Genomic DNA, 12,659 nt, shown 5'->3' on the forward strand with positions numbered 1-12,659 from the left:
AGCGCACCGATGAAGCCCACCGCCGAGCAGCTGCTGGCCGCCAAGGACAGCACCATCCCGGACGTCTCCGGGCCCGGGCTGCGGGTGCTGTTCTGCGGCATCAACCCGGGCCTGTGGTCCGGCGCCACCGGCCACCACTTCGCCCGCCCGGGCAACCGCTTCTGGCCCGCCCTGCACCGCTCCGGCTTCACCGGGCGCCAGTACCGCCCGGACGAGCAGCGGGAGTTGCTCGCGCTCGGGCTGGGCATCACCAACGTCGCCCCGCGCGCCACCGCCAAGGCGGACGAACTGACCACCGAGGAGCTGCGCGAGGGCGGCGCCGCGCTGCGCGAGCGGGTGCTGCGGCTGCGCCCGCGCGCGCTGGCCGTGCTCGGCATCGGCGCCTACCGGACGGCCTTCGGGCAGCGCCGGGCCCCGCTCGGGCGGCAGCCGGAGGGCATCGGCGGCACCGAGGTGTGGGTGCTGCCGAACCCCAGCGGCCTCAACGCCCACTACACCCTGGACGGGCTGGCCGAGGAGTTCCGCAGGCTCCGGGAGGCCGTCGGGGGCTGAGCGGCCGCCGGGGCCGGGGCCTCTTCCGGAGCCCCGGCCGGTGCCGAAGGACGCGCCGCCGCCGAGGGCCGGGCCGCCACCAGCCCGGCGGGCAGCGGCAGTTCGCGCAGTTCCCGGATCAGCGCCCGGACGGCGGCCGTCCCGGCCAGCTCGGGCGTGGTGACGTACCCGACGGAGCGGCTGGGCGGCCGCGGCCCGAGGTCGGTGACGGCGAGGCCGGCCGGGGCGCCGAGCAGGGCGGTCCGGGGCATGATCGCCATGCCGAGGCCCTGGGCGACCAGCGAGACGGCCACCGTGTCGTCCTCCACGTCCACGGTCGCGGGCGGGATCCAGTCCTGCCGCTGCCACCAGTCCCGGGTGTACGAGCCGCAGTTCTCGTCCCAGTCGACCAGCGGGAGTTCGCGCGGCGCCGGGTGGCCCTGCGGGTGCGCGAGCGCGTACGACTCCTCGTACAGCCGCACCGCGACCAGGCCCGGGACGGGCGGCGGGCCGCCCGCGTCGAGCGTCGCCAGCCCGAGGTCGGCGCGCCCGTCGGCGACCTCCCCGGCGCTGCCCCGGCCGAGCTCCCGGACGATCCGGACGCGGGTGCCGAGCCCGGGGTGGCGCTCGGCGAGCCGGGCCAGGACGGGTGGCAGCAGGTGGGCGGCGGCGCTGCGGAAGGCGGCGATCCGCAGGGTGCCGGTCAGCGGCCCGTCCGCTCCCGCGCCGCGCACCTCGGGGCCCATCGCGTCCAGCAGCCGCAGGATCCGGCGGGCGTACGCCACCGCCCGCGCGCCGCCCTCGGTGGGGCGTGCGCCGTGGCGCCCACGGTCGAAGAGCACCGTGCCGAGCTTCCGCTCGCAGGCGCGGACGGCGTGCGAGACGGCGGACTGGGTGGTGCCCAGGCGTGCGGCGGCCGCCGTGAAGCTCCGCTCCTCCTCGACGGCGACCAGGGTCCGCAGCTCGTGCGGGGCGAGATCGGTCATGCGCCCGAATCTAATCCGCGGGCCCGCGATCCATCGATCCCGCTCATGGACCGGCCCGTTCCATCGACCGCCGCCCCTGCCCGGCCGCTCCCGCGCTTCCTACGGTGATCACGTCCCGCCGAGCCCCCCGCGCACCTGGAGCAGCCCCGATGTCCCGTCCCACCGCCCGCGCCGTCCACCTGGTCGCCCGCCCCGAAGGCGCGCCGACCGCCGCGGACTTCGCCTTCGTCGACGAGACCGTCCCGGCCCTCGCGGCGGGCGAGGCCCTCGTCGAGAACCTCTACCAGTCCGTCGACCCGTACATGCGCGAGGAGATGGAGGAGGGCGGCTGGGCGCTGCACGCCCCGCTGGAGGGGCGCACCCTCGGCCGGGTGGTGGAGTCCCGGGCCGACGCCCTGCCGGTCGGGGCGCTGGTCCAGCACCGCCAGGCCTGGCGCACCCTCTCGGTGGTCACCGCCGAACGGGCGAGCCTGCTCCCCGACCTCGCCGGCGTCCCGCTCAGCGCCCACCTGTCGGTGCTCGGCGGCACCGGCCTGTCCGCCTGGGTCGCGCTGACCAGGATCGCCCGGCTCCAGCCCGGCGAGACGCTCTTCGTCTCGGCGGCCGCGGGCGGCGTCGGCACCGCCGCCGGACAGCTCGCCCGCCTGCTCGGCGCCGGACGGATCGTCGGCAGCACCGGCTCCGCCGCCAAGGCCGCCCGCCTCACCGAGCGGCTCGGCTTCGACGCCGCCTTCGACTACCACGACGGCCCGATCGCGGACCGGCTGCGCGAGGCCGCCCCCGAGGGGCTGCACGTCTACCTGGACAACGTCGGCGGCGACCACCTGGAGGCCGCCATCGGCGCCCTGCGCGAGCGCGGCCGGATCGCCTGGTGCGGCGCGGTCGCCCAGTACAACCGGCTCGGGAACCCGCCGGCCGCCCCGCGCAACCTGTTCGACGTGGTCGGGAAGAGCCTGCGGCTGGAGGGCTTCCTGGTCCGCGACCACCTCGACGCCCGGCCGGAGCTGTACGACTTCCTCGTCCCGCACCTGCGCTCGGGCGCCGTCGTCCCGGACGAGACGGTCGTGGACGGCTTCGACCGGGTGGTGGACGCCTTCCTCGGCATGCTGCGCGGCGAGAACACCGGCAAGATGCTGGTCCGGATCGCCGACTGACCACCGCGTGCCCCGCCGCACTCAGCCGACCCCGGCGGCAGTCACCCGGGCAGCGGCAGCACGGCCAGGTCGAGCGCGGCGAGCCGGGCCGGATCGGCCACCACCTCGTAGCCGGCCACCCGGCCGTCCGCGACCGCCATCCGCAGCACCAGCCGCAGCCGCCCGTCCGGGGCGATCAGGATCCCGGGCACCCCGTCCACCAAGGCCACCGCGCCGTACCGGGCCCGGCGGCCGAAGACCGTGGTCTCCCGGGCGACGGCCTGCGCGCCCCGGGCCACCAGGGCGCGGCCCGGTGGCAGCGCCGCCGGATCGGCCCGGCGCACCACGTCCGGCGCCAGGACGGCCAGCAGGTCGGCCAGGTCCCCGCCCCGGGCGGCGGCCAGGAAGGCCTCCACCACCCGCCGGTGCCCGGCCAGCGGCTCCGGGGGCAGCGCGGCCGTCCCCCGGACCCGCTGCCGGGCCCGGCTGGCCAGCTTCTTCGCGGCCACCGGGGTCCGCCCGACGATCGGCGCGATCTGGTCGAAGGGCACCGCGAAGCCGTCGTGCAGCACGAAGGCGACCCGCTCGGCCGGGCCCAGCCGGTCCAGCACCACGAGCAGCGCCCGGCCCACCGACTCGACCAGCAGCGCCTCCCGCTCCGGCTCCGGGCCGCCACCCGCCGCCTCCGGCAGCGCCTCGTCGGCCGGCTCCTCGCGGCGCGCGGCACGGGCCCGCAGCAGGTCCAGGCAGATCCGGGAGACCACCGTGGTCAGCCAGCCGGGCAGGTTGTCGATCTCCGCCGGACCGGTGCGGACCAGCCGCAGCCAGGCCTCCTGCACGGCGTCCTCGGCCTCGCCGGTCGAGCCGAGCATCCGCTGGGCGATCGCCCGCAGCCGGCCGCGCTCGGCCTCGAAGCGCTCCTCCGGCGCCTCGGCCCGCCGCCCCGGGGCCGCCGCCGCCCCGGCCGCCGCTCCCGACATCGCGTCCCGGTCCATCGGTCACCTTTCCTCGGCGCGGCCCGTCACCGCTATGACGATCCGTCCTCCTCCGAGGTGACCGGGAGACCACCATGACCTCCACCACGCTGCTCCACCTGGACTCCAGCATCAGCCCGTCCGGCTCGGTCAGCCGCGCCCTGACCGCCCGCTTCGCCGACGCCTGGCACGCCCGGCACGGCACCGCCGGCCGGGACCGGTACCGGTACCGCGACCTCGCCGCCGACCCGGTGCCCCCGGTGCGCGCCGCCTACGACGCCCTCGGCCGCCGCACCGAGCGCAAGGGGATACTCCCGCTGGACGACATCGGCCGCCTCGCCGAAGGACCGGACGAGGCGCACGAGTGGACGCTCAGCCGCCCGCTGATCGAGGAACTGCGGGCCGCCGGCACCCTGCTGGTCGGCAGCCCGATGTACAACTACACCGTCTCGGCCGGCCTCAAGGCGTGGATCGACCGGGTCACCTTCCCCGGCGTCCACCACGACCCGGAGACCGGCGAGCCGCTGCTGCGCGACACCCGCGTGGTGGTCGTCGCCGTCCGCGGCGGCGGCTACGCACCGGGCACTCCGCGCGCCCACTGCGACTTCCAGGTCCCGTACCTGCGGGCGTACTTCGACCGGATCGGGGTCGCGCCGGAGCACCTGCACGTGGTCACCGCCGAGCTCACCAGGGCCGCGGACGTCCCGGCGCTGAACGCCCTCCAGCCGCTCGCCGCCGAGTCGCTGGCGGCGGCCGAGGCCGCCCTCGACGAGCTGGCCGCGACGCTCTGAGCCGCCCTGACAGGGCCTGGCCGGGCGGCGGCCGCTACAGCGGGGTGACGGCCTTGAGCACCACCAGCAGGGCCACGGCGGCGTTGAGCGCGCACAGCGCCGACACCGCCGTGCCGATCGCCGCGACCATCGCCGCCAGGCCCGCCGGGGTCTTGGCCGGCGGCCAGTTGCGGGAGGTCGGCACCGGGCCGAGCAGCGCGGCGACCCGGCGCGGCACCGGGCCGGCCGAGGCCGCCGCCGCGGTCGGCGTCGCGAAGGCCGCGAAGCCGGGGGCCGGGGCGGCGTGCGAGACCAGCGCCGCCCGGGCCACCGCCCGCGCGGTGATCCGGCGGTCCCCCACGGCCTGCGCCGACTCCTCGTCCGCCCACCGCTCCGCGCTGAACGCCACCGCGTGCTGCAGCGGCCGCAGGAACGGGTTGACGCAGGCGGCGAGCTGGGTGGTCAGCAGGTACCGGTGGTGCCGGTGGCGCAGGTGCGCCCGCTCGTGCGCGAGCAGCGCCTCGCGCTCGTCGGCGGCCAGGCCGGCCAGCATCCCGGTGGAGACCACCACCCGGCCGGGCGAGCCGGGCAGCGCGTAGGCGTACGGGCTGTGGTCCGGCAGCACCGCGAGGTCGCCGGACTCCCCCGGCTCCGCGGGCAGCCCGCTCAGCGCCCGGCGGGCCCGGTTCCGCACCCGCAGGTGCCGGACGACCGTCCGGGCGCAGGCCAGGACCACCAGGGCCAGCAGCCACATCGCGGCCGTGCCGACCGTCTCGTGGTACGGCAGCGCGGCCCGCACCTCCGGGTCGGACCAGCTGTCCGGCAGCGGGTTGCCGGGGATCTGCGCGGTGCCGACCACGCCGATCAGTCCGAGGCAGAGCACGCTGCACACCGCCATCACCGCGCTGATCACGGTCATCAGCCGGGCCGCGCCGCGCGGATGCAGGTGCTGCTCGGTCAGGCGCGCGATCGGGACCGCGGTGAGCGGCAGGACGAGCGGGAGGAAGACGAAGAAGCCCACGGCTCAGCTCTCACGGTCGGGCGCCGCCGGATCGGCGGACGCGGCGTCCAGCAGCGCCCGCAGCAGTTCCTCGTCGTGCGGCAGCAGCGCGCTGACGAAGCTGGCCAGGACCGCGTCCCGGTCGGCCTCCCCGTCGAGCATCCGGCGCATCCGCAGCGCGGCCAGCCCGGCGGCGTCCGCGGAGGCCTGCCACAGGTAGGAACGGCCGGCGCGGGTCCGGGTCACGGCGTTCTTGGCGTGCAGCCGGGACAGGATGGTCATCACGGTGGTGTACGCCAGGTCGCCCTCCAGGCGTTCCTGGACCCACCCCGCGGCGGCCGGGCCGGGCGCCTGCTGGAGCACCGCGAGCACCTGCGCCTCCAGCTCGCCCTGGCCTCGTCGTCGGGGCGGCGCGTCCCCGGCCGTCGGGGCGTGCCTCTGGTCTGCCATGACGGCCCACTCCCTCCGGATGCCGCGCCCGGACCGGCGGGCGCGGGTTCATCCTAACGAGCGCGGGGCCGCGCCGATCCGGTCGGAGCGAGGGTTCGGGGGCGTACGGCGCCGCTCCGCCCCGGGGCCGGTGCCGCCCGCCTGGTCAGCTCCGAGGCCGGTCCCGTCCGCCCGGTCAGCTCCGGGCCCGCTGGGTCACCGCGATGCAGACCAGCACCACCACCGCGGTGACCGGCGCCGCGGCCGGCAGGTGCTCGCCGAGCAGCAGCACCGACCAGACCAGCGTCAGCAGCGGCTGCGCGAGCTGGAGCTGGCTGGCCCTCGGCACCCCGATCGCGGCCATCCCCCGGTACCAGAGCACGAGCCCGCCGAGCTGCGAGACCGCCGCCGTGTACGCCAGCCCGGCCAGTGCCTTCGCCCCGAGCCGGACCGGCTCGGCGCCCAGCCCGAGCACGGCGGTCAGCAGCGTCGCGGGCAGCGCGACCAGCACCGCCCAGGCGATCACCTGCCCGCCCGGCAGGTCCCGGGAGAGCCGCCCGCCCTCGGCGTACCCGGCGGCGCAGAGCAGCACCGCCACGAAGAGGTAGAGGTCGGCGGCGGTCGGCCGGCCATGGCTCTGGACCAGGGTGAAGGCGAGCACCGCCGCGGCCCCGGCGAGCGCCGCCGCCCAGAACGCCCCGGACGGCCGGCGGCCGGTGCGCAGCGCCGAGACCACCGCCGTGGCCAGCGGCAGCACGCCGATGACCACCGCCGAGTGGGCGGTCGAGGAGGTGCGCAGGGCGAGCGTGGTGAGCAGCGGGAAGCCGAGGACGCAGCCGGCCGAGACCACCAGCAGCCCGGGCCACTGCCCCCGCCGCGGCGGCCGGGCGCGGACGGCCAGCAGGTAGAGCGCGGCCAGCACGGCGGCCAGGACGCCGCGCAGACCGGTCGCGGTCCACGGGCCGAAGCCGGTCAGGGCCCACGCGGTGGCGGGGAAGGTGAGCGAGAAGGAGGCCACCCCGAGGGCCGCGAGGGCGGTGCCGGAAGCGGGGGCCGGTCGAGGTGCTATCGCCTTGGGGCGGATAGCGCTATCTTGTGCCGTCATGAACGAGCGTAGCAGCGTGATCGAACTCGCCGACATCCTGCGGCGGGAAGTGGAGCGCTACCCGGAGGGGCGGAAACTGCCCGCCAGCCGGGCGCTGGTGGAACGCCACCAGGTCAGCCCGGTGACGGTCTCCCGGGCCATCGCGGTGCTCGTCGCCGAGGGGCTCGTGGTCTCCCGGCCGGGCGCCGGGGTGTTCCGGGCGGCCGCCTTCGCCGCTGCCCCGGCCGTCCCCGCCCCGCCGGCCGGCCGGACCGGCGACCTCTCCTGGCAGGAGATCGCGCTCAGCGCCGACTCCGGCCCGCGCGACCTGCTCGCCGCCCCGGTGTTCGACACCCTCCGGGTGCCCGCGCCCGACGTCATCGACCTCAACAGCGGCTACCCGCACGCCTCGCTGCTGCCCGAACGGCTGCTCGCCGCCGTCCTCGCCCGGGCCGGCCGGCGGCCGGGCGCCTGGGACCGCCCGCCCACCGACGGGCTGACCGAACTGCGCGGCTGGTTCGCCCGCGACATCGGCGGCCACGGCGGGCCGATCGGCGCCGGGGACGTCCTGATCACCGCCGGCGGGCAGAGCGGGCTGACCGTCGCCATGCGGGCGCTCGCCGCGCCCGGCTCGCCGGTGCTGGTGGAGTCTCCGACGTACTCGGGCATCCTGGCGGTCGTCCGGGCGGCCGGGCTGCGGCCCGTCCCGGTGCCGGTCGACGCCGACGGCGTGCGCACCGACCTGCTGGCGGAGGCCTTCGCGGCCACCCGGGCGCGGGTCTTCCTCTGCCAGCCGCTGTTCCAGAACCCCACCGGCGCGGTGCTGTCGCCCGTACGGCGGGAGGAGGTGCTGCGGATCTCCCGGGCGGCCGGGGCCTTCGTGGTCGAGGACGACTTCGCCCGGCTGCTGGTCCACGCGGACGCCCCCGCGCTGCCGCGCCCGCTCGCCGCCGACGACCGGGACGGGGTCGTGGTGCACCTGCGCTCGCTGACCAAGGCGGCCTCCCCCAACCTGCGGGTCGGCGCCCTCACCGCGCGCGGCCCGGCGCTGGCCCGGCTGCGGGCCACCCAGGTGGTGGACAGCTTCTTCGTGCCTCGGCCGCTCCAGGAGGCCACCCTGGAGCTGGTCTCCGACCCCGCCTGGGCCCGCCACCTGCGCACCCTCGGCGCCGAACTGCGCGACCGCCGCACCGCCGCCGTCGCCGCCCTGCACCGCGAGCTGCCCGGCGTCGTCGGCACCCACCGCCCCGGCGGCTACCACCTGTGGCTGCGCTTCCCCGACGGCGTCGACGACACCACCCTCGCCAGGGCCGCCCTGCGCGCCGGCGTCCAGCTCTCCCCCGGCCGCCCGTACCACCCCGCCGAGCCCCCGGCCCCCCACCTCCGGCTCAGCTACGCCGCCGCCGAGAGCTCCGCCCAGGTCGCCGAGGGCGTCCACCGGCTGCGGCTCGCGTACGAGGAGCTCGCGGACTGACGCCCTGGGGCCCTAGACCTGCCCGCCCGCCATCCGCTCCAGGCGGGCGATCCGCTCGGCCATCGGCGGGTGGGTGGAGAAGAGCCGCGCACCGGCCTCGCCGGGCCGGAACGGGCTGGCGATCATCATGTGGCTCGCGGTCTGGAGCTGCGGCTCGGGCGGCAGGGGCAGCTGACGGGTGCCCGCGTCGAGCTTGCGCAGGGCGCTGGCGAGGGCGAGCGGGTCCCCGGTGATCCGGGCGCCGTCGGCGTCCGCCTGGTACTCGCGGGAACGGCTGACCGCCATCTGGATCAGCCCGGCCGCGAGCGGGCCGAGGATCATGATGGCGAGCATCCCGAACAGCCCCGGGCCGTCGTCGTCGTCGCTGCGCCCGAACGGCACCAGCCAGGCGAAGTTCACCAGGAACATCACCACCGAGGCGAGCGCCCCGGCCACCGAGGAGATCAGGATGTCCCGGTTGTAGACGTGGCTCAGCTCGTGCCCGAGCACGCCCCGCAGCTCGCGTTCGTCCAGGATCCCCAGGATGCCCTCGGTGCAGCAGACCGCCGCGTTGCGCGGGTTGCGGCCGGTGGCGAAGGCGTTCGGGGCCGGGGTCGGGGAGATGTAGAGGCGGGGCATCGGCTGGCGGGCGGAGGTGGAGAGCTCGCGGACGATCCGGTACAGCCCGGGTGCCTCGAACTCGCTGACCGGCCGGGCCCGCATGGCCCGCAGCGCGAGCTTGTCGCTGTTCCAGTAGGCGTAGGCGTTGGTCCCGAGGGCGACCAGCAGGGCGATCACGAAGCCGGTGCGGCCGAAGAGGCCGCCGATCACCAGGATCAGCGCGGAGAGGCCTCCGAGCAGGACGGCGGTCCTCAGTCCGTTGTGCCGGCTGTGCACGTCAGGCCCTCCAATGGTGCGGTGGGGAAGCCCTTTCTGCCTCGTCCCTCTTGCCCGGTCAACGGGTGGGGCCGGGGACCTTGTTCCCTTGTGACCGACGTGACACCGCCGGGCTTCACCCCCGGTACCACCGCACCGTCACCGGGCCGTCACGGCGGAGCGGCCCGGCCTCACCCCCGGATCGGCCCGACCCGGGCCCGGAACCACGGCCCGGCCCGGCCCGGGCTCAGAACAGCGAGCCGCCCGCCACCTGGAGGACCAGCTGCGGCGCCACCGAGAGGACCACGGCGGCGGAGGCGGTGAGCCCCAGCGTCGCGGTGAGGCTCACCGGCAGGCGGTGCCCGGCGGCGGCCGCGTCGAGGGGCGCGTCGCCCGCCGGGGCGAACAGCCGGGCCGTCCAGAGCAGGTAGTAGTACAGGGCGACGACCACGTTGACGGCCATCACCACGGCGAGCCAGCCCAGCCCGGCGTCGACCGCCGCGCGGAACACCACGACCTTGCCGAACAGGCCGACCACGCCCGGCGGCAGCCCGGCCAGGCAGAGCAGGAAGAAGGCGAGCGCCAGCGCCGTCCAGCGGTTGCGGGCGAACAGGCCGCGGAAGTCGTCCACGCTGGTCCCGGCCCGGCGGCCGACGGCGGCGACCACCCCGAAGGCGCCGAGGTTCACCACGCCGTAGATCAGCGCGTACGCGGCGGTGGCGCCGAGCGGGTCGACGCCGGTGGGCGCGTAGCCGGCCGCGGCGAGCGGCACCAGCAGGTACCCGGCCTGGCCGACCGAGGACCAGGCGAGCAGCCGCACCGCGCTGTACCGGGTGTCGAAGCGCTGCCGCAGCGCGCCGACGTTGCCGACGGTCATGGTGACGGCGGCCAGCACCGCGAGCACCAGGCCCCAGGTGTGGGCGTACGGGCGGAAGGCGACGGTGGTGGCGAGCGCGAGCCCGGACAGGCCGGCCGCCTTGCCGACCACCGAGAGGTAGCCGGCCACCGGCAGCGGGGCGCCGGTGTAGGTGTCGGGCACCCAGAAGTGGAACGGGACGGCGGCGACCTTGAAGGCGAAGCCGACCAGGGTGAGCACCGCGCCCGCCTCGGCCAGCGGCCTGAGCTGTCCGGGGGCGTGCTCCAGGCCCTGGGCGACGGCCCCGAGGTGCAGGCTGCCGCTCGCCGCGTAGACGAAGCCGACGCCGAGCAGCATCACGGCGGTCGCGGTCACCGAGGAGACGAAGAACTTGAACGCGGCCTCGGCGCCCCGGCCGTCCCGGCGCAGCGCGACCAGGGCGAAGGCGGGCAGCGAGGCGACCTCCAGGGCGATCACCATGGTGGCGAGGTCCCGGGAGGCGGGCAGCAGGGCGGCGCCGGTGGCGCTGGAGAGCAGCAGGAACCAGTACTCGCCGCGCGGCAGCTTCTCGTCCTCCACGGTGTGCGTCGACAGCAGGGCCGCGATCAGCGCGCCGCCGAGGGCGAGCAGCTGGAACACCAGGGCGAAGTGGTCGGCGACGTACGAGCAGCCGCCGTTGTCGGACCCCCCTGCTACGTTCTGCACGCAGAAGGTGGCGCGGGGTGACGATCCGGTGAGGGGAAGGAGCGCGATGAGGGCGAGGGCGAGTCCGGCCGCGGTGAGGCGGCCGAGCCACTTCTTGTGCCGCTCGGGCAGGAACAGGTCCGTGAGCAGCACGGCGAGGGCGGCCACGGCGGCGATCAGCGGGGGCGCGATCGCCACCCAGTCCACGGACTGGATCAGGCTGCCCGGGTTGGCTACGGCGAGGGAGGTCACAGTGTGCTGCCCCGTGGAGTGAGGTCCGAGTGCGGCGGTCTGGGCTGCGAGCACGGTCAGCCACCCCCGAGGAGGTGCTTGACGGCGGGGTCGGAGAGGCCGAGCAGCAGCGCGGGCCAGAGTCCGGCGAGCAGGGTGAGCGCGGCCAGCGGCGTCCAGCTGACGGCCTCGTACGGGCGCAGGTCGGCGAGCTCGGCCACCGGGGCGGGCTGCTCGGGGTCGCCCATGCAGACGCGCTTGACCACGATCAGGAGGTACGCGGCGGTGAGGAGGGTGCCGAGGCCGGCCAGGACCATGTAGGTGACGAACGCGGGGCGCGACAGGCCGGCGGCCGGGTCGAACGCGCCGAACATGGCGAGCAGCTCGCCCCAGAAGCCGGCCAGGCCGGGCAGCCCGAGGCTGGCGACGGCGGCGAAGGCGAGCAGTACGCCGAGCCGCGGGGCCCGGCCGTACAGGGCGGCGCCGGTGGTGCCGGCCAGGGTGTCGAGGTCGGCCGTTCCGTAGCGGTCCTTGAGCGCGCCGACGACGAAGAACAGCAGGCCGGTGATCAGGCCGTGGGCGATGTTGGCGAACAGCGCGCCGTTGACGCCCACCGGGGTGAGGGAGGCGATGCCGAGCAGCACGAAGCCCATGTGGCCGACGGAGGAGTACGCGATCAGGCGCTTGAGGTCGCCCTTGGCGCCGGGGCGGGCCAGCGCCAGGCAGGCCAGTGAGCCGTAGACGATGCCGACGGCCGCGAAGGCTCCCAGGTAGGGGGCCAGGGTGGCGGCGCCGTCCGGCACGACCGGGAGGAGGACGCGGACCAGGCCGTAGGTGCCCATCTTCAGCAGCACGCCGGCGAGCAGCACCGAGCCCACCGTCGGGGCGGCGGTGTGCGCGTCGGGGAGCCAGCTGTGCAGCGGCCAGGCGGGGGCCTTGACCGCGAGCCCGACCAGGATCGCCAGCGCGGCGATCACCTGGGTGGTGTGGCTCAGGCCGCTGCCGTGCGCGGCGGCCAGGGCCTGCATGTCGAAGGTGCCGGCCTTGCTGCCGATCAGCAGGAAGCCGAGCAGCATCACGGCCGAGCCGAGCAGCGTGTAGAGGATGAAGCGGTTGGCGGACGGCACCTTCGCGCCGCTCCCCCAGCGGGCGATCAGGAAGTACATCGGGATCAGCACGATCTCGAAGGCCAGGAAGAAGAGCAGGAGGTCCAGGACCGCGAAGGTGGCGAGCATGCCGACCTCGAGCAGGAGGAACAGCCCGACGAAGGCCTGCGCCGAGGGCACGGTCTCCCCGTCCGGCAGCCGCTTCTCCGAGTACAGCGCGCAGAGGAAGGTGAGCAGCGCGGTCAGCACGACCAGCGGCAGCGAGACGCCGTCCACGCCGAGGTGGAGGCGCACGTGCAGGGCCGGGATCCAGGACACGTCGGTGGTGGCCTGCATCCGGGCGGGTTCGTCGTGGTCGAAGCCGGCCGCGAGGGCGACGGCGAGCAGGAGCACCGCGCCGGTGACGACGGTGTTCAGCCGCAGGGCCCGCCGGTCGGCCACGGCCCGGTCCGGCCCGAACACCGGCGCCAGGGTGAGTGCGGCACCGAGCAGCGGCAGCAGCAGGAGGGCGATGAGGACTGCGTTCATCGGGGGCTCCCAGCAGCG

12 protein-coding genes are annotated in these 12,659 nt (G+C 76.3%); 4 read left to right on the forward strand and 8 right to left on the reverse strand.

What is annotated here, in order from left to right; all coding sequences use genetic code 11:
• Positions 1 to 9 precede the first annotated feature (9 nt).
• A complete protein-coding gene (mug, locus tag AMK13_RS23690) occupies positions 10 to 552 on the forward strand; it encodes a G/U mismatch-specific DNA glycosylase (protein WP_074003985.1) in 543 nt (180 codons plus the stop codon).
• Here mug and AMK13_RS23695 read toward each other — a convergent pair.
• Positions 492 to 1,517: a LysR family transcriptional regulator gene (locus AMK13_RS23695; protein ID WP_079272382.1), complete on the reverse strand. Its 1,026-nt coding sequence runs from the start codon at positions 1,515 to 1,517 to the stop codon at positions 492 to 494. The genes mug and AMK13_RS23695 overlap by 61 nt on opposite strands.
• Before the next feature lie 149 nt (positions 1,518 to 1,666).
• Here AMK13_RS23695 and AMK13_RS23700 point away from each other — a divergent pair, with 149 nt between their 5' ends.
• On the forward strand, positions 1,667 to 2,671 hold the full coding sequence (locus AMK13_RS23700; protein WP_074003986.1) for an NADP-dependent oxidoreductase: 1,005 nt from the start codon (positions 1,667 to 1,669) through the stop codon (positions 2,669 to 2,671).
• 41 nt (positions 2,672 to 2,712) lie between these two features.
• Here AMK13_RS23700 and AMK13_RS23705 read toward each other — a convergent pair whose 3' ends face one another.
• Positions 2,713 to 3,630: a sigma-70 family RNA polymerase sigma factor gene (locus tag AMK13_RS23705; protein WP_074004051.1), complete on the reverse strand. Its 918-nt coding sequence runs from the start codon at positions 3,628 to 3,630 to the stop codon at positions 2,713 to 2,715.
• 89 nt (positions 3,631 to 3,719) lie between these two features.
• On the opposite strand from AMK13_RS23705, the gene AMK13_RS23710 reads away from it, so the two are divergent.
• Entirely contained in the window at positions 3,720 to 4,415 is a 696-nt protein-coding gene (locus tag AMK13_RS23710; RefSeq protein WP_049661113.1) for an NAD(P)H-dependent oxidoreductase, read from the forward strand.
• Positions 4,416 to 4,449: 34 nt separating this feature from the next.
• Here the strand turns inward: AMK13_RS23710 and AMK13_RS23715 are convergent, their stop codons facing one another.
• The 3 genes from AMK13_RS23715 to AMK13_RS23725 all read right to left on the reverse strand — a co-directional run bounded on the left by AMK13_RS23715 (position 4,450) and on the right by AMK13_RS23725 (position 6,928).
• Positions 4,450 to 5,415: a M48 family metalloprotease gene (locus AMK13_RS23715; protein WP_074003987.1), complete on the reverse strand. Its 966-nt coding sequence runs from the start codon at positions 5,413 to 5,415 to the stop codon at positions 4,450 to 4,452.
• A gap of 3 nt (positions 5,416 to 5,418) precedes the next feature.
• Entirely contained in the window at positions 5,419 to 5,844 is a 426-nt protein-coding gene (locus tag AMK13_RS23720) for a BlaI/MecI/CopY family transcriptional regulator (protein WP_049656591.1), read from the reverse strand.
• Between the two features lie 175 nt (positions 5,845 to 6,019).
• Complete coding sequence (locus tag AMK13_RS23725; protein WP_074003988.1) at positions 6,020 to 6,928, reverse strand: DMT family transporter; 909 nt, start codon at positions 6,926 to 6,928, stop codon at positions 6,020 to 6,022.
• On the opposite strand from AMK13_RS23725, the gene AMK13_RS23730 reads away from it, so the two are divergent.
• Positions 6,927 to 8,381, forward strand: a complete 1,455-nt coding sequence (locus tag AMK13_RS23730) for an aminotransferase-like domain-containing protein (protein WP_074003989.1) — start codon at positions 6,927 to 6,929, stop codon at positions 8,379 to 8,381. The two genes, AMK13_RS23725 and AMK13_RS23730, sit on opposite strands and share 2 nt — an antisense overlap.
• A 12-nt stretch (positions 8,382 to 8,393) precedes the next feature.
• On the opposite strand, the gene htpX is transcribed toward AMK13_RS23730, so the two are convergent.
• From htpX to AMK13_RS23745, 3 genes are all read right to left on the reverse strand, one after another.
• Entirely contained in the window at positions 8,394 to 9,257 is an 864-nt protein-coding gene (gene htpX / locus AMK13_RS23735; protein WP_074003990.1) for a zinc metalloprotease HtpX, read from the reverse strand.
• A gap of 226 nt (positions 9,258 to 9,483) precedes the next feature.
• A complete protein-coding gene (locus tag AMK13_RS23740) occupies positions 9,484 to 11,028 on the reverse strand; it encodes an NADH-quinone oxidoreductase subunit N (RefSeq protein WP_074003991.1) in 1,545 nt (514 codons plus the stop codon).
• Between the two features lie 56 nt (positions 11,029 to 11,084).
• Positions 11,085 to 12,641, reverse strand: coding sequence for a complex I subunit 4 family protein (locus tag AMK13_RS23745; protein ID WP_049656601.1), 1,557 nt, complete (start codon positions 12,639 to 12,641; stop codon positions 11,085 to 11,087).
• Between the last annotated feature and the right edge of the window lie 18 nt (positions 12,642 to 12,659).

This window comes from Streptomyces sp. CB02056, assembly GCF_001905545.1.
Taxonomy (GTDB): domain Bacteria; phylum Actinomycetota; class Actinomycetes; order Streptomycetales; family Streptomycetaceae; genus Kitasatospora.

Bases quoted from the DNA above. Each gene is read 5' to 3' on its own strand.
- AMK13_RS23695 (WP_079272382.1), bottom strand. From the start codon at position 1,517: ATGACCGATCTCGCCCCGCACGAGCTGCGGACCCTGGTCGCCGTCGAG.
- AMK13_RS23720 (WP_049656591.1), bottom strand. From the start codon at position 5,844: ATGGCAGACCAGAGGCACGCCCCGACGGCCGGGGACGCGCCGCCCCGA.
- AMK13_RS23745 (WP_049656601.1), bottom strand. From the start codon at position 12,641: ATGAACGCAGTCCTCATCGCCCTCCTGCTGCTGCCGCTGCTCGGTGCC.
- AMK13_RS23700 (WP_074003986.1), top strand. From the start codon at position 1,667: ATGTCCCGTCCCACCGCCCGCGCCGTCCACCTGGTCGCCCGCCCCGAA.
- AMK13_RS23710 (WP_049661113.1), top strand. From the start codon at position 3,720: ATGACCTCCACCACGCTGCTCCACCTGGACTCCAGCATCAGCCCGTCC.
- AMK13_RS23730 (WP_074003989.1), top strand. From the start codon at position 6,927: ATGAACGAGCGTAGCAGCGTGATCGAACTCGCCGACATCCTGCGGCGG.
- AMK13_RS23725 (WP_074003988.1), bottom strand. From the start codon at position 6,928: ATGACGGCACAAGATAGCGCTATCCGCCCCAAGGCGATAGCACCTCGA.
- mug (WP_074003985.1), top strand. From the start codon at position 10: ATGAAGCCCACCGCCGAGCAGCTGCTGGCCGCCAAGGACAGCACCATC.
- AMK13_RS23705 (WP_074004051.1), bottom strand. From the start codon at position 3,630: ATGTCGGGAGCGGCGGCCGGGGCGGCGGCGGCCCCGGGGCGGCGGGCC.